At 73.8% G+C, this 14,695-nt stretch carries 12 protein-coding genes; 8 read left to right on the top strand and 4 right to left on the bottom strand.

The window, feature by feature from the left end:
• The 6 genes from AB0I49_RS30405 to AB0I49_RS30380 form a co-directional block, all read left to right on the top strand.
• Positions 1-219: iron-sulfur cluster assembly protein (locus AB0I49_RS30405; protein ID WP_363230334.1), on the top strand; the 219-nt coding region annotated here is incomplete at its 5' end.
• Positions 220-354: 135 nt separating this feature from the next.
• Positions 355-678, top strand: coding sequence for a multidrug efflux SMR transporter (locus AB0I49_RS30400; RefSeq protein WP_363230332.1), 324 nt, complete (start codon positions 355-357; stop codon positions 676-678).
• Positions 678-1,223, top strand: coding sequence for a TetR family transcriptional regulator (locus AB0I49_RS30395; RefSeq protein ID WP_363230331.1), 546 nt, complete (start codon positions 678-680; stop codon positions 1,221-1,223). Before AB0I49_RS30400 ends, AB0I49_RS30395 begins: the two co-directional genes overlap by 1 nt.
• Positions 1,224-1,345: 122 nt before the next feature.
• Complete coding sequence (gene dapD, locus AB0I49_RS30390) at positions 1,346-2,335, top strand: 2,3,4,5-tetrahydropyridine-2,6-dicarboxylate N-succinyltransferase (protein ID WP_363230330.1); 990 nt, start codon at positions 1,346-1,348, stop codon at positions 2,333-2,335.
• A gap of 179 nt (positions 2,336-2,514) precedes the next feature.
• Complete coding sequence (locus AB0I49_RS30385) at positions 2,515-2,700, top strand: hypothetical protein (RefSeq protein ID WP_363230329.1); 186 nt, start codon at positions 2,515-2,517, stop codon at positions 2,698-2,700.
• Positions 2,697-3,365 carry a hypothetical protein gene (locus tag AB0I49_RS30380; protein ID WP_363230328.1) on the top strand — a complete coding sequence of 223 codons (669 nt, stop codon included), beginning with the start codon at positions 2,697-2,699 and terminating at the stop codon, positions 3,363-3,365. The genes AB0I49_RS30385 and AB0I49_RS30380 overlap by 4 nt, the downstream gene beginning before the upstream one ends.
• 111 nt (positions 3,366-3,476) lie before the next feature.
• Here the strand turns inward: AB0I49_RS30380 and AB0I49_RS30375 are convergent, their stop codons facing one another.
• The 3 genes from AB0I49_RS30375 to AB0I49_RS30365 all read right to left on the bottom strand — a co-directional run bounded on the left by AB0I49_RS30375 (position 3,477) and on the right by AB0I49_RS30365 (position 8,433).
• A complete protein-coding gene (locus tag AB0I49_RS30375; protein WP_363230327.1) occupies positions 3,477-4,916 on the bottom strand; it encodes a lanthionine synthetase C family protein in 1,440 nt (479 codons plus the stop codon).
• A gap of 5 nt (positions 4,917-4,921) precedes the next feature.
• Positions 4,922-8,161 carry a lantibiotic dehydratase gene (locus tag AB0I49_RS30370; RefSeq protein WP_363230326.1) on the bottom strand — a complete coding sequence of 1,080 codons (3,240 nt, stop codon included), beginning with the start codon at positions 8,159-8,161 and terminating at the stop codon, positions 4,922-4,924.
• Positions 8,162-8,265: 104 nt separating this feature from the next.
• Positions 8,266-8,433, bottom strand: a complete 168-nt coding sequence (locus tag AB0I49_RS30365; RefSeq protein WP_363133285.1) for a hypothetical protein — start codon at positions 8,431-8,433, stop codon at positions 8,266-8,268.
• 341 nt (positions 8,434-8,774) lie between these two features.
• Between AB0I49_RS30365 and AB0I49_RS30360 the strand changes: the two genes are divergently transcribed.
• A complete protein-coding gene (locus AB0I49_RS30360) occupies positions 8,775-10,673 on the top strand; it encodes an ABC transporter ATP-binding protein (protein ID WP_363230325.1) in 1,899 nt (632 codons plus the stop codon).
• A 27-nt stretch (positions 10,674-10,700) separates the two neighbouring features.
• Here AB0I49_RS30360 and AB0I49_RS30355 read toward each other — a convergent pair whose 3' ends face one another.
• Positions 10,701-12,593 (bottom strand): endonuclease/exonuclease/phosphatase family protein, encoded by a 1,893-nt coding sequence (locus AB0I49_RS30355; protein ID WP_363230324.1) that lies wholly within the window; start codon positions 12,591-12,593, stop codon positions 10,701-10,703.
• Between the two features lie 300 nt (positions 12,594-12,893).
• Here AB0I49_RS30355 and AB0I49_RS30350 point away from each other — a divergent pair, with 300 nt between their 5' ends.
• On the top strand, positions 12,894-14,375 hold the full coding sequence (locus AB0I49_RS30350) for a hypothetical protein (protein WP_363230323.1): 1,482 nt from the start codon (positions 12,894-12,896) through the stop codon (positions 14,373-14,375).
• Positions 14,376-14,695: the final 320 nt, after the last annotated feature.

The following is a 14,695-nucleotide window of genomic DNA, read 5'->3' as shown; positions in this document are numbered from 1 at the left end:
GGCATCCACGTCGACGACGCCAACATCGCCACCCTCGACATGACCCTGACCTCGGCGGCCTGCCCGCTCACCGACGTCATCGAGGACCAGGCGAAGTCGGCCACCGAAGGCATCGTCAACGAACTCCGCATCAACTGGGTCTGGATGCCCCCCTGGGGCCCCGACAAGATCACCGACGACGGCCGCGAACAACTCCGCGCACTGGGGTTCAACGTCTGACCGGCCTCAGGCCCGTCCGACCGGCCGCGCGCCGACGCCGACAGCAGCCCGTCCCCGACCCCGGCCGGGGGCGGGCTCGTTGCTGTGCGGGACGCGTGTGTACGGTCGTACGTAACGTTGTGTACGCTCGTACGCATGCCATATGTGATGTTGGCTGGTGCGATCCTCTCCGAGGTTCTGGCGACCACGGCCATGAAGTACAGCCATGGGTTCAGCAAGCTGTGGCCATCGCTGGGCACCGCCGCCGGTTATCTGGTCGCCTTCGTGCTGCTCGCGCAGACGCTGAAGAGTATGGAGGTCGGGACGGTCTACGCCATCTGGTCGGCGGCCGGGACCGCCGTCATCGCGGCGATAGGCATGATCTTTCTTGGTGAGGCCGCCACCGCCGCGAAGATGCTGGGCATCGGCCTGATCATCGCCGGGGTCGTCGTGCTCAACGTCGGCGGGGCGTCCCACTGATGGCTCGCCGCTACGACCCGGACCGGCGGCAGCGCATCGTGGACGCCGCGATCCGCGTGGTCTCCGAGCGGGGCATCGACGGGCTCAGCCACCGCAGTGTGGCCGCGGCCGCGGATGTGCCGCTCGGCTCCACCACGTACCACTTCGCGAGCCTCGACGATCTGCTGATCGCGGCGCTGCGCCAGGTCAACAGCGGTCCGACGACGTCCGTCGCGAGCTGGGAACGCTACCTCGACCAGGGGCAGCCGCTCGTGGACGGGCTCGTCCGGCTGCTGGAGAACTGCACGGCGACCGCCGGCGAGCGCAGCCGCGTGCGGCTGGAGTACGACCTCTACCTCGCCGCCCTGCGCCGCGAGCGGTTGCAGCCGGTCGCGGCGGCCTGGCTGGACGAGATGGTCGCCATGCTCGCCCGGTACACCAAGGACGACGCCACCGCGCGGACGCTCGTCGCGCTGATCGACGGGTTGCTGCTCCAGCTGCTCCTCACCGGGCGCCCCTTCGACAGGGCGCAAGTGCGGACGACCCTGGAGCGCGTCATCGGCTGAGCCCGGGCGCGGGCGTTCGACGCAAGGCGGGAACGAGGGGAAAGCGGCGGGCGCGGCCGATAGTGGAGCCGGGCGCCGGGACCGGTTCGCTTCGACGGGCCGTGTCCGGTTAGTTTTCGGTCATGACCGATGCTGTTGCCCCCCGTACCACCGGCGCCGTCGCCGCCGGCCTTGCCACCGTCGCCGAGGACGGGACCGTCCTCGACACCTGGTTCCCGGCGCCCGAGCTGACCGCCGAGCCCGGCCCGTCCGGCACCGAGCGGCTGAGCGCCGAGCGCGCCGCCGAGCTGCTGGGCGACGCCGCCCCCAAGGCGCTGGGCCCCGACCCCCGCCGCGGCGTCGAGATCGTCGCCGTCCGTACGGTCATCGCCTCGCTCGACGAGAAGCCGATCGACACGCACGACATCTACCTGCGCCTGCACCTCCTCTCCCACCGGCTGGTGCGCCCGCACGGCCAGAACCTCGACGGCATGTTCGGTCTGCTCGCCAACGTGGCCTGGACCTCCCTCGGCCCCGTCGCCGTGAACCAGCTGGAGACGGTGCGCCTGAACGCCCGCGCCGAGGGCCTGCACCTCGCGGTCACCAGCGTCGACAAGTTCCCGCGCATGACCGACTACGTCGCCCCGGCCGGCGTGCGCATCGCCGACGCCGACCGCGTCCGCCTCGGCGCGCACCTCGCCAGCGGCACCACCGTGATGCACGAGGGCTTCGTCAACTTCAACGCGGGGACGCTCGGCGCGTCCATGGTCGAGGGCCGGATTAGCGCGGGCGTCGTCGTCGGCGACGGCTCCGACATCGGCGGCGGCGCGTCGATCATGGGCACCCTCTCCGGCGGCGGCAAGCAGATCATCTCGATCGGCGAGCGCTGCCTGCTGGGCGCGGAGGCCGGCATCGGCATCGCGCTGGGCGACGACTGCATCGTCGAGGCCGGTCTGTACGTGACCGCGGGCACCCGCGTCACGCTGCCGGACGGCGAGGTCAGCAAGGCGCTGGACCTCTCCGGCGCGAACAACCTCCTCTTCCGCCGCAACTCGACCTCCGGTCGGGTGGAGGCCCTGCCGCGCTCCGGCTCCTGGGGCGGCCTCAACGAGGCGCTGCACAGCAACGACTGACCGGCCGCGCCCCGGCCGAAGCCCCGGCCCGTTCGGGGAGCGCGCTTCGCGGCCGTACGACGGAAACGCCCGTCGTGCGGCCGCGCTGCTGTGTCCGGGATGCACTGGTGCCAATTCCCGCCCTGGTGAGCCACCATGGGGAGGTTCGCTGTCCATTGCACTGGTCAGGGGAGGACGCCATGAGGCTGGGCAAACCACTCGCCGTCGGCTTCGCCGAGGAGCGCGAGCACGAGGAGAACGAGCCGGCGGCCGCGACGCGGCCCGCTTCCGCCGAAGCCGATACCGAAGCCGGGAGCGCTGCCGCAGCCGGAAACGGCGACAGCGAGGCGGTGGCCGCCGGGGCCGAGGCGACGGCTCCGCGATGAGGCTGCGGCTCCCGGAGGAACACCCGCCGGAGCCGCCGACCGGATACAAGATCGCCTACCCGGTGCTGTCCCACAGCGGCCGCCGGGCGGGCTTCACCGGCGTCTCCCTCGGCGGCGGCCTGCCGTACGGCGTACTGGACGACGCGCGCTGCGTCTACGGACGCCGCCACCGCTGCCCCTCCCGCCGCTGTGACTGCGGCTTCCACTGCCTGCACTCCCGCGACGAGGCGCTCGGCCTCACCTGCCTCGCCGAACACCGCCGGGCCGTCGTACTGGAGATCACCGTCCTCGGCTCGTACATCCGCTACGAGCGCGGCATGCGCTACGCCCGTCAGCGCGTCCGCACCGCCCGCGTCGGCCCCTGCTCCTGCGGGCGCACCGCCGACCGGTTCGCCGACGCCGGATGGGGCCGGGCGGGCTGGCGGACCGTGACGGGCAGCTGCGCGGGGTGTGCCGCCGACCGGATGAGCATCTCCTTTCCCGGCTTCGCGCGGCTGGCGGGGGAGCGGCTGACCGTCTCCGCCGCCCCCGGCGTCCCGGCGGGCACGCCCCCGCCGACCGGCGGCACGGTCCCCGAACTGGTCGCCGAGGCGGCGCTGCTCCAGGCCCGGCTGGACTGGTTCCAGAGCGAGCTGGCCAAGGTCATCGGCCGCGACGACCCGTGAGCCGAGCGGGCGCCGGGCCGTGAACCGCACCGGCGACGGCCCGCGAGCCAACCCGGCAGCAGCAGCTCTTTTAACCCGGCAGCACCAGCCCCCTTACGACAGCGTCAGCCCTTACGACAGCAGCAGTGCGGCGTCCCACGGTGTGCGGGGCGTGCCGCCCGAGGCGTAGGTGTGCAGGCTGAGGGCGATCCCCGCCGTGCCTTCGAGGAAGCCCGCCCGGTGCGGCGCCCAGAGGCCGGGCGGGGTGTCCGCGTAGCGGTAGCCGAGGGGCAGCTCCGGGTCGTAGGCGTCGAGCACCTGCTCCGCGAGGCGCGGCAGCCGCGCGAGCAGCCGCTCGTCCCCGCTGTCCAGCGCCATCCGGCAGGCGATCTGGAGCAGCCCCGACCAGCCGTGGCACAGCCCGCAGTCCACCAGGGCCTGCGGACCGTCCAAGGACGCGGCCAGCGCGTCCGCCGCGGTCAGCCGCCAGTCGCCGCGGTCCCAGGCGCGCCCGGCCAGATACACGGCATGGGCCACGCCCGGCGTGCCGTAGCACCAGGCCGTACGGCCGTGCGCCGGGCCGGGCCGGGCCCCGGCGATCTCGTCGTCCCAGGCGACGACGGCGGGCCAGCTCAGGTCCTCCGCCTGCCGGCTCAGCAGCCAGTCGACGATGCGCGTCGCGGCCTCCCGCTGGCCGGGTACGGACACGCCCGCCTCCTCGGCGAGCGCGAACAGTGCCAGGGGCCCGCAAATGCCGTGCGCCAGGCCCAGGTTGAAGTGCCCGCGCGGGAAGTGGGACTCCTGGCCGAGGCCGGGCGCGTCGGGCACCCACCAGCCGGGCACGGTGTGTTCCAGGTGCCGGACCGGATCGGTGAGCCGGACCAGATACGTCAGCGTGTCCGTGAGCGCCGTCCGGTGGCGGTCCGCGCGGAGCAGCAGATACCGGCCGATCCCGGCGAGCCCGAGGATCAGGTCGTAGACGTCCATGCTCACGCCGGCCCGGCGCGCCGTCAGCCGCTCGTCCTCGGCCGTGAGCAACTGCCGTACCCGCGTGTCCACTTGAGTGTCGAGCCGGTCGAGCATGGTCGCGTAGTCCGCCGGGCCGCGACGGGCCGCGCAGGCGGCGAGGGCGAGCGCGGGGGTGCCGGTGTAGAGGCCCGCGCCCTGCCCGGCCGACAGGGAGCGGGCGGCGGCGGCCAGGTGGGCGTGTGCGTGGGTGCGGTGGCGGGGGTCGTCCTGGGCGAGCTCGGCGAAGAGCAGGGCCACGCCCGGGTGCCCCTCTGCCAGGGTCACCCCGCCCCAGGGGTGCAGCGGGCCGCGGCCCGGCGGCCGGTCCAGGTTTCCCTCTGCGGTCGCGACGGCCACCACCGCCTCCGGGTCCGCGAGCCGCCCGGCCAGCTCGGCCACGACCGCGGCTGCCCGGTCGGCCGTCTCCTGCTCGGCCGCCGTGCGGCCGACGGCCGTCCCGGCGGCTTCGCTCCGGCCGTTCCGTACGGGCTCACGCGCCGCCGTCCCGTCGCCGTTCGCCCCCGCCGGCTCCTCGGCGGCGCCGGTGGTGCGCTGCGTGCTCACTGGATTCATCCGTTGTGCCTCCGGCGGTCTCGATGGGCCTGGACGGCGCCGCGCGCGATGGCGTAGGTGGACTGCTCGCCCTCCCGGTCGATGCCGATCAGCCGGTTGTGATGCATATGGAACAGCGAGTTCAGGATCTGCGGCGGCGGGGCCCATGGCGGTGACAGGCGGCGCAGCGTACGGCCGTACTCCGCGACGGCCGGGGCCCGCCGGGCGAAGGCCGCCGCCACCGCCTCGCCGCCGGGGCGTTCGCGCAGCGCGGCCCAGTCGCCGTACGGGTCGATGAGCGCGACCGCTTCCCGGCGGCGCTTCTGGAAGGTGCGGTACGCGTCGTCGGCGCCGTGCTTCGCGTAGTTGCCGAGCAGCCAGTGCACCCACTGGGGTTCGCCGTCCGGCGTGGGGTTCTCGGCGTCGTCCGGCCAGAACGCCCTGATCAGGTCGACGTAGTTGGCCGCGGCGAGCAGCAGCGGATCGATGGTGAGGCGGCCGGCGTCCCGCAGCCGCAGCTGTTCCAGGGCGGCGAGGCTGTCGGCGTGGAAGGCGCGCTCGGCGGCCTCGATCGCCTCCGGGCCGCCGTACCGCTCGGCCTCCGGGTCGTATGTGTCCAGGATCAGCCTTCTGGCCAGCCCCGAGGCGCGCAGCCCGGCCGCCCACGCGTGGAGCCGCGGCAGGCCCTGTGCCGTGAGGACGACGGGGTCGCCGTGCAGCCGCAGGCGCAGCTGCGGCTGTTCCTGGTCGCGGTAGCGCAGGAAGAACCAGCGGTCGACGCCCTCGGGCGGCAGCGAGTGCAGCAGCGCCGGCAGCTCGGCGGCGATCAGCTCGTCCTGGCGCTCGGCGGCGCAGTACACGGACGCGTACAGCCACTGGCCGCCGGGCAGGTGCTCGGCCGGCGCGGGGCGCGGCGGCGAGAGCCGGTTGCGGGGCTCCGCGGCCGCGTCGGGCCGGGGACCGTACCGCGTGACCATGGGGAAGACGACCTCGTTGCGGTGCGTGCCCAGCGGGCCGACCAGCCATCCGGCGTCCTGCTCCGCCCCGGCCTCCACTTCGAGGAGCTCGGCGCCCGGCCGCCGGCCGAGCTCGCGGCGGAGCAGCCGCAGGTGCTGGGGCCGGGCGAGGTCCAGTTCGAGGCGCTGGTCGGAGAAGGAGAGACAGACCCGGTCGGGGACCCGCCACCGCGACCGCCACGCGGCGACCGCCTCCGCCCACCGCTCGAAGGGCGCCTCCGTGTCGCGCACCGCGTCCGTGGCGCGCCAGCGGGCCTGGGAGAGGACCGTACGCCCGCAGCGGACCCGCGGCAGGAACGGCAGGCTCGACGCCAGGCCCCAGTCCCAGGGCCGCCAGCGGCGCACGCCGCTGAGCGAGATCTCCCGCAGGAACCGCGCGGTGTTCGGGGCCTGCCACTGGGAGTCGAGCATATGGAACGCGGTGGGGACCACCTCACGGCCGCTGCGCCGGTCCACGACGAACAGCCGCTGGATGTCCGCGCCCACGGCGAGGTCCGCCAGATCCAGATGGCCGGGCGCGGCCGGGTCCGCGTACACCGCGACCGGCACCTTGCGCTCCAGCCACTGCGGGACCTGTGAGACGTTGCCGCTGCGGGGGTGCGAGGTCTGGTAGCTGAGCTGGGCGGGCAGAGCCTCGGGGTTCCGGTGGCCCACCGAGCGGGCGAGCGCGGCCAGGGCCGCCCCCGGCTCGTCGGGCAGCAGGTAGGCGAACCGGCCGAACATGCCCCCGGCGGTCTGCGAGCCCGCCGTCACCACCAGCCGGAAGTCGCCGTCCTGCAGCGCGGCGGGGGAGTCCGCGAGGAGCTTGGTCCACAGCTCCAGCGAGGCGGGCGGGGTGCCCTCGGACCGCGCGAGCGCGCGGATCACGGGGTCGTCGCCGTCGTCCGCCAGCACCACCTCCGCCGCCCCGGTCAGCAGCGACTCCTGGGCCAGCTCCGTGAGCAGCCGGTCCCGCCCGGTCTCGGTGACGGCCTCCGGCCGCGCGAACCGGTGGCTCGGCGGCATGTTGTAACCGGCGGGCGCGCCCAGCCCGACGTCCGGGTCGAGCAGCTCCTTCACGGGCACGAAACGGTCCGTGCTGTACCGCTCCAGGAACGCCTCGTGGTACTGGCGCAGATGGGCCGGGCCGCTCTCCTCGGGCGCCAGCCGCCACAGCAGCCGCGCGGCCCGCTCCGCCTCGGCGGCCACCTCCCGGGGCAGCGTCACATCGGCGTCCAGCGCCAGATCCACCTGGACGAGCCGGTCGGCCGGGCGCAGCCGCGCCATCCGGCCCGTGACGCTCCGCCAGGGCCCGAGCCCCTGCCCGGCCTCCTGCCGCGCGTAGTCCGCCAACGCGTCGCGTACGGACCGCAGTTCGGCCAGCTCCGGCACGGGCGTGGTGTCCGGCAGCGCCCCGAGGACGTCGAGGACGTGGCCGAGCGGGTCGGTGGCCTCCAGCGGCGGCCGGGCTTCGGTGAGCAGGATGTCCTTCTCCACCAGCTGCGTCAGCATCCGCCGGACGGCCTCCGCCGACGCGCCCGGGAAGGACTCGGCGAGCTGCCGCTCCAGCTCGCCGAAGCGGACCGGGACGCGCGCCCGCTCCGTCACCAGCCGCAGCGCCGAGGTGTGGCGCACGCTCACCTCGTGCACGGTGCGGTGCGCGCGCACCTGGTCGGCGGCGTGCGGCAGATAGGGCAGCACGAGCCGCCGGCCGCGCACGAAGCAGAGGTTGTTGAGGGTGACGCGCAGCTGCCACAGCAGCTCCGGGCGCCGCTCCCAGTCGGTCAGCAGCGCTGTGAGCCACTGCCGGTCGGGGCGCACGGCCCGGCGGTGCTCCGTCCCGAAGCGGACCTTCGCCGCCCCGTCGCCGACGTGGCCGCCGTCGGTGAACGTCGCCGTGGCGACCCCGGCCATCAGCCCGAACGGCGTGCAGCGGGTCGCCATCCGCAGCCGGTACCCGGTCAGGGCCCGGACGGCGCGCCGCAGCTCCGCGAGGGTCGGCGGCGTCGCGCCGCTCGCCTCCCCCGTCCCGCCGTCCGCGATCCGGTCCAGTACGAGGCCGAGCGACGCGCTGGAGACGCTGACCGCCTCCCGGAGGAGCGGTTCCGCGGCGGCCTCGCGCAGATGGCCGATGAGGCGCTCCGCCTCGTCGGGGGCGCCCTCCGCCACATCCGGGGAGGCGTCCCGCGCCCGGTGCGCGGGGTGGACCGGCGCCCGCAGCATCGCGAAGTCCGCACAGGCGAAAAGTGATTCGGCGTTCATCCCCGCTGTTCTCCGATCTCCCCGATGACGCGTGCCGGTGCTCGAAACGGAGAGCGCGGGCGCCCCTCCCGCCGGCTTGGGAGGAGCGCCCGCGGCCACATCGACTAGTGGCAGCCCGTCTCGGGACAGGTGAAGAGGGTGCAGCCGCAGCGGGTGCAGTCCGAGGTCGGCGAGATCATGGCGCCCCCATCGGGGGCGACTCCGTCGATCTCGCGGACGTCGAGGTCGAAGACGTCTTCGGTGGCTTCGAGGGTGGCGGTCGCGATGGGCATGGAAATACCTGCCTTCCGGTGAGTTTTTCGATCCCGATTGCGGAGCGCTTGGCGACTCCGGCTGATTTCCAAGGTGAAGCCGCTGCGCGTATTCGCGCAAGGGTGGGTCGATGGAATTACTCATGTGAGTGATTAGTACGACTGGCCGAAAAGAATTGGCGAAAAAGCGCAGGTGGGTGTGGTGTTCCCTGCGTACTGGGTGCTGAATCGATTCGCTGATGAATCGTCAAAAGAATCGCGAGGAAATGCCGACCGCTGAGGGTTGGGATATCTCGGGGCGGGGATAATTGGCGACTCTACAGGTATCCATTCCCGATTGCCCGATTGAAGGAAGGTGCCGTATGTCAAAGGATCCGGATCCGCCGTCGAGTGAGGATGTGCTCTTCGGCGGGCGGCTGCACTATGCCGCCGCCGGCCATGAAATGGCCCGGCTGCGCGTGTCGTTCCTCGCGATGGCCCGCCGCCTGCCAACCCTCGTCGGCGACACCGCGCGGCTCGGCTGGGCCGCCGACCGTACGGCCCTGGTCGCCGTCGCCGCGGCCGAGGCCGGGCAGGGCGTCGCCGGCGCGGCCGGGCTGCTCGCCACCAACCAGGTGCTGCTGCGCCTGTTCGCCGCCGTCCCCGCCCCCGACCGCGTCTACCACGCCCTGCCCTCACTGGCCCTGGTCGCCGCCGCGAGCGCCTTCACGGCCGTGCTCGCCGCCGTCTCCCTCGCCGCCACCGGACGCCTGGAGCCGAAGGTCGAGCGCACCGCCACCGCCCAGCTCCTGCGCCGGGTGATCCGCGTCGAACTGACCGCCGCCGAGGACCCGGCCTTCCGTCGGCTGGTCGACTCCGCCGAGCTGGGCGCGACCGCCGCGCGCCGGATGGTCGCCCACAGCGTCGGCGTGATCAACGCGGTGATCTCGCTCGGCGCCTCGGCCGTCGTCCTGGCCCTGCTGCACCCGGCGCTCCTCCCGCTGCTCGGGCTCATCGCGGTGCCCAAGGGGTGGGGCACCGTACGGTCCGCGCGCCGCTCGTACCTCTCCCTCCAGGCGTGGCTCGACCACACCCGCCAGCAGAACCTGCTGGCCTCCCTGCTGACCCAGCGCGAAGCGGCCAGGGAGGTGCGGGTGCACGCCGCCGGCCCGTACCTCCTCGACCACTTCGAGCGGATGACGGAGAGCTCGGGCAAGGAGCAGACCCGGCTCGCGCACGCCGAGGCCGCGACGTCCCTCGCGGCGAGCGTCCTGGCCGGTGTCGCCACCGCCCTCACCTACACCGTGCTCGCCCTGCTGCTCGTCCACTCGGCGGTGCCGCTGGCGGCCGCCGGCACCGCGGTCCTCGCCATCCGCAACGGCACCGCCAACCTCCGGCTCATGATCAGCCAGGTCAATCACCTCTACGAGCAGTCGCTGTTCTTCCTCGACCTCCGCCGGGCCGCCGAGGAAGCCGAGCGCCGCGCGATCCCCTCCGGCGGCGCACCGCCGCCGTACCCGGCCGAGCGCATCGTCTTCACCAATGTCGGCTACACCTACCCCGGCGCGACCCGGCCCGCGCTGGACAAGGTGAACCTGACGATCCGGCGCGGCCAGATCGTGGCCCTCGTCGGCGAGAACGGCTCCGGCAAGACGACCCTCGCCAAGCTCCTCAGCGGCCTCTGCCTGCCCACGGCCGGGACCATCCACTGGGACGGCGTGGAGGTCTCCGAGGCCGACCGGGAACAGATCTTCCAGCAGGTCGCCCTGGTCGACCAGGACTTCATGCGCTGGCCGTTCACCGTCCACACCAACATCGGCATCGGGCAGCCGTGGCGGGCGGCGGACCGGGCCGGCATCGAGAAGTCCACCGCGCACGCCGGGGCGCGGCGGCTCGTGGACGGGCTGCCGCAGGGCTTCGACACCCTGGTGGCACGGGAGTTCACCGGCGGCGTGGAGCTGTCCGGAGGGCAGTGGCAGCGGCTCGCCATCGCCCGCGCCCACTTCCGCGCCGCGCCCCTGCTCATCTGCGACGAGCCGACGGCCGCGCTCGACGCGCGGGCCGAGATCGAGGCGTTCGAGCAGATCCGCGCCCTGGCCGACGCCGGCCACACGATCGTGCTCATCACCCACCGGCTGGCCTCCGTGCGCCACGCGGACATCGTCCACGTGCTGCGCGACGGCCGGCTCGTCGAACAGGGGTCGCCCGCCGAACTGCTGAACTCCGGCGGCTGCTTCGCCGACCTGCACTCCCTTCAGGCGGCCCAGTACCTGAAGATCTAGACGCCCGTGCCTCCGCGGGCCGCCGCGCTACCGGCGCAGCCGCAGCACCTGGGGGTCGTGGTCGCTCGCCTGGTCGGCGAACTCCGCGTTGATGTGGACGATGTCGTAGTCGGTCCGACGGAGGTGACGGGTCGTCAGCATGTGGTCGAGGACCTGGGAGTTGCCCTGGTAGACATAGCCGTACCGTTCCTTCTTCGGCAGCCGCCCGACCTGGTCCGTCAGGACGCCGCCCGCGGTGAGCGCCTTCAGCGCGGGCGCGAACTGGTAGTCGTTCAGGTCGCCCGCGACGACCGCGTCGGCGCGCGGGTCGGCGGCCAGCAGTTCCTTCACGAAGGCGTTGACGGCCCCGGCCTGCGCCAGCCGCTGCGTCTCCGACGTACGGGCCGGCGGCTGGAAGCGGCTGTCGACGCCCTGGTCGCCGCCCTTGGAATTGAAGTGGTTCGCGACGACGAACACCGGTCGGCCGCGGAAGGAGAACTGCCCGGCGAGCGGCTTGCGGCTGTCGCGCCACGCCGGGTCGGCGGGGGCGATGCGGCCCGGCGAGGCGGACAGGGCCGTCGAGCCGCCGCGCCCCACGACCTTCACGGGGGTGGTGGAGTCGCCGCCGGGGATGTCGGTGAAGGAGACGCGCTCGGGGTTGAAGAGGAAGGCGTTGCGGATGTTGCCGCCGGGCTGTCCGCCGTCCTGGCCGTCGACCGGATCGATCTGCCGCCACTGGTACCGCGGCCCGCCGGCCGCCGCGATGGCGTCCGTGAGCTGCTTCAGCGTACGGTCGGCGCCCACGTGCCCGCTGTCGGTGGGCCCGTCGTCGTCCTGGACCTCCTCCAGCGCCACGATGTCGGGCGCGGCGAGCCGATCCACCAGCGCCTCCGCCAGCCGGTCGAACTTCGCCCGCGGGGTCTTCGGCGAGAGGTTCTCCACGTTGTACGTGGCCACCGCCAGCTCGTCCGCCGCCTGCCCGCGGGTCTTCTCGCGCACCAGGTGGCGGTCGGTGCGGGCGCCTATCTCGGTGGCCGCGATGGTGTAGCCGCCGAAGTTGTCGTAGTCCAGCGGTCCCGCGGTAGTGCCCGTCAGCTCGTCGCCGACGTTCGCCGCGGGGAAGGGGTGCTCGGCGAGCGGGAGCAGCGAGCCGATCTTGATCCGGCCGCTGTTCGGGTCCTTGTACGAGGAGTACAGCGAGCCCCCGCGCGCCGTGCGGGCGTGGCCCGGCTCGGCGGTGACCCACAGCTCGTGGTGGGTGTTGGTCGCGCCGACGACGGGCGCGTCCCGGACACTGACCCGCATCCCCTCCAGCGACTCGTAGCGGTCGAGCGCGTAGCGGTTCGGCCGCAGCCGCAGCCCCTCGATGGAGCCGCCCTTCGCGTCCGGCGCGTACCGGTCCGGGATGGTGGACGGCCGCAGCGGCACGGCGGCGGGCAGCGCGTTGCCCGAGGACTCGACCGTCCACGCCGCCCGCGTCAGCTCCGTCACGGACTGGAGCCCGGCCGCTTCCCCGCCGGGGTAGTACTCGGTGACCGTGCCGGAGACGAGCACGGAGTCGCCGGCCGCCACCGCCGGCGTGGTGGACCCCGTGAACACGAAGATCGCCTCGCTGGTCGCCGGGTCCCTGTCCGGACGCGGATCCTGCACCCAGAAGCCGCGCGCCGAGCCGAAGGCCCGTACGGCCGTCACGACGCCCGGCACGCCGGCCACCCGCTGCCCGGCCAGCGGGGACACCCGGGTGCTGCCCTGGATGTCGTGGATACGGACCGGGGGCGACGCGGGAGCCGCGGCGCTCACGGCGGCGGGCGCGGCGAGCAGCCCGGCCGCGAGCGCGGTGGCGACCAGCGCGGCGACGGCGGCGGGACCGCGCAGCGCGGACCGGGAGGGGCGGAAGGGGCGGGAGGGCGGAAGGGGGGTGGGAGGGCGGCGAGTGGGCATCTTGGAGCCTCCGGAACGGGGTGGGGAGAGTGGCAGGGCGGCGGAGGTGCGGTGTCCGAGCAGTGTCTACGCGCGTCAATCTCCGCCGCGCATAAGGAAGTTGTCAAGAGGCTACGGGTGTACGTGTCCCGACGTCCCCATGAACCGCGAGTGCGGTATCCGGTGCCTACGGACCGGGCGCGGCGGCCCGTGCCCGCTCCCGCCGCATCCGGAGGAAAGCGACCTGCCGTTCCGTCTACGCTTGAGCAGCGCGCCCGAGCGAGCGGGCGCGGCCGTACCCCCGAGGAGATGAACCCCCTGATGTCCGGAGACCGCCCCACCATGCCGCCGGTGCGGCTGCACTCCGACGCGGAGCTCGCGCGGGACGCGCTGTCCGCGCCCCTCTTCGCGCGCGCCGCGAAGCTCGCCCGCTGGGCCGGCGACGGCACCCCCGTCGGGGCGGGCGGCGAGCTGCTGGCCGAGCAGCTGCGCGCCGCCGCCGAGCATCTCGGGCTCCTCGCGGACGAGGACGGCCCCGGCTACGCGGCCGAGGCGTGGCAGCTCGCGCTGGACACCGGGCTGATCGAGTTCGCCGAGGACCCGGAGGCGGAGGAGTCCGACGACCCCGACCAGCCCTCCGGCGCCGCCGCCGTGGGCGAGGAGCTGGCCACGCTCACCTCGGGCAGCCCGCAGGACATCCTCGACGTCTGGCTCGGCGGGCTGGAGACCGTACTGGCCGACGCCGCCGCGCCGGACCTCGCCGACATCGTCGACCAGCTCGGCGACGGGGGCGAGCTCGACCTCGACTCGATCGACTGGAACCCGGAGGAGGAGGCCGACTTCCTCGACGGCGTGCTCGGCAACCTCTACCTGCTGACCGCCCTGGACGAGGGCGCGGCCGACCGGCCCGTACCGCTGCCGGCGCTGGCCGCGTCCATGATCGTCCCGGATGACATGGACGAGCCGACCGACGACATCCTCGAAGAGGTCTCCGAGGCGATGATGCGCCTCGACGAGCAGTTCCGGATGCTCGAACCGACGGGGATCATCCAGTACCAGCCCGTCGACGAGGCGCTCATCGAGGAGGTCGACGGCGAGGGGCGCATCCCCCAGGACGCCGCCGCCGAGCCGCTCGGCGAGGAGGACGTCACCCGCTACGGGATGGTCGCGCTCACCCCGCTCGGCGTCTTCGCCGTACGGGCCCGGATGCTCGACGCCGGGGTGGACGCGCCGGCCGTCGGCGACCTCGCGGACAAGGGGGCGGACGTGCTGCTCGGCGCGCTGCCGGACCACCCGGAGGGGGCCGCCCGTGCCGAGGTGGAGGCATGGCTGGCCGGCCGCGCGCCGGTCGACGCGGCGCGCGAGCTGCTGGCCGCCGCCCGTGGGGCCGACGACACGGCGCCTCAACGGCGGCTCGCCTGCCAGCAGGCGCTCACGCTCGTCGGCGCCGAGGCCGAGCCGGCGCTGCGCGAGGTGCTCGACGATCCGCAGCTGGGCGGGCTCGCAAGGGTCTGGCTCGCCGAGCACGGGGCGACGGAGATTCCCGAGCCGACCGAGGCGATGATCTTCTGGCTGACCGTGGACACGATCGCCGCGCAGTTGGCGGCGGAGGGGGACACGGAGGAGCTGCGGAGCCTGGTGGAGGGGCTGGTCGGGCAGCACAACGGTTTCTTCGACGCGGCGTGGCGGGTGGAGCACCCGGCCACGGCGGAGGTGCTGGAGGCGATGGGGAGGCTGCACCCGGACAAGAGGGTGGCCAAGGAGGCTCGTAAGGCCGCTTTCAAGGCCAGGTCTCGGGCGTAGGGGGTGGGTTGTGCGGGGGCTCGCCCCCGCTGCCGTCGCCCTCAATCGCCGGGCGGGCTGGGTTCGTTGCGGCCGGTGCGCAGGGTGCAGGGGCCGCCCTGCGGGCGGTGTCCTCAAGCGCCGGACGGGCTGGATTGGGCTTGCCTCGTGGTCGTGTCCTCAAGCGCCGGACGGGCTGGATTGGGCTCGCCTCGTGGTCGTGTCCTCGAACGCCGGGCGGGCTGGGTTTGGTGCGGGACGTTCGGCAGAGCTCGCCCAGTGGGTGGGTGTCCTCAAGCGCCGGACGGGCTGGATTGGGCTTGCCTCGTGGTCGTGTCCTC

The sequence above is a fragment of the Streptomyces sp. NPDC050617 genome (assembly GCF_040654795.1).
GTDB lineage: Bacteria > Actinomycetota > Actinomycetes > Streptomycetales > Streptomycetaceae > Streptomyces.
This window is presented reverse-complemented; position numbering and strand designations above follow the sequence as displayed.

Bases quoted from the DNA above. Each gene is read 5' to 3' on its own strand.
- AB0I49_RS30400 (WP_363230332.1), top strand. From the start codon at position 355: ATGCCATATGTGATGTTGGCTGGTGCGATCCTCTCCGAGGTTCTGGCG.
- AB0I49_RS30395 (WP_363230331.1), top strand. From the start codon at position 678: ATGGCTCGCCGCTACGACCCGGACCGGCGGCAGCGCATCGTGGACGCC.
- dapD (WP_363230330.1), top strand. From the start codon at position 1,346: ATGACCGATGCTGTTGCCCCCCGTACCACCGGCGCCGTCGCCGCCGGC.
- AB0I49_RS30385 (WP_363230329.1), top strand. From the start codon at position 2,515: ATGAGGCTGGGCAAACCACTCGCCGTCGGCTTCGCCGAGGAGCGCGAG.
- AB0I49_RS30380 (WP_363230328.1), top strand. From the start codon at position 2,697: ATGAGGCTGCGGCTCCCGGAGGAACACCCGCCGGAGCCGCCGACCGGA.
- AB0I49_RS30370 (WP_363230326.1), bottom strand. From the start codon at position 8,161: ATGAACGCCGAATCACTTTTCGCCTGTGCGGACTTCGCGATGCTGCGG.
- AB0I49_RS30365 (WP_363133285.1), bottom strand. From the start codon at position 8,433: ATGCCCATCGCGACCGCCACCCTCGAAGCCACCGAAGACGTCTTCGAC.
- AB0I49_RS30360 (WP_363230325.1), top strand. From the start codon at position 8,775: ATGTCAAAGGATCCGGATCCGCCGTCGAGTGAGGATGTGCTCTTCGGC.
- AB0I49_RS30355 (WP_363230324.1), bottom strand. From the start codon at position 12,593: ATGCCCACTCGCCGCCCTCCCACCCCCCTTCCGCCCTCCCGCCCCTTC.
- AB0I49_RS30350 (WP_363230323.1), top strand. From the start codon at position 12,894: ATGTCCGGAGACCGCCCCACCATGCCGCCGGTGCGGCTGCACTCCGAC.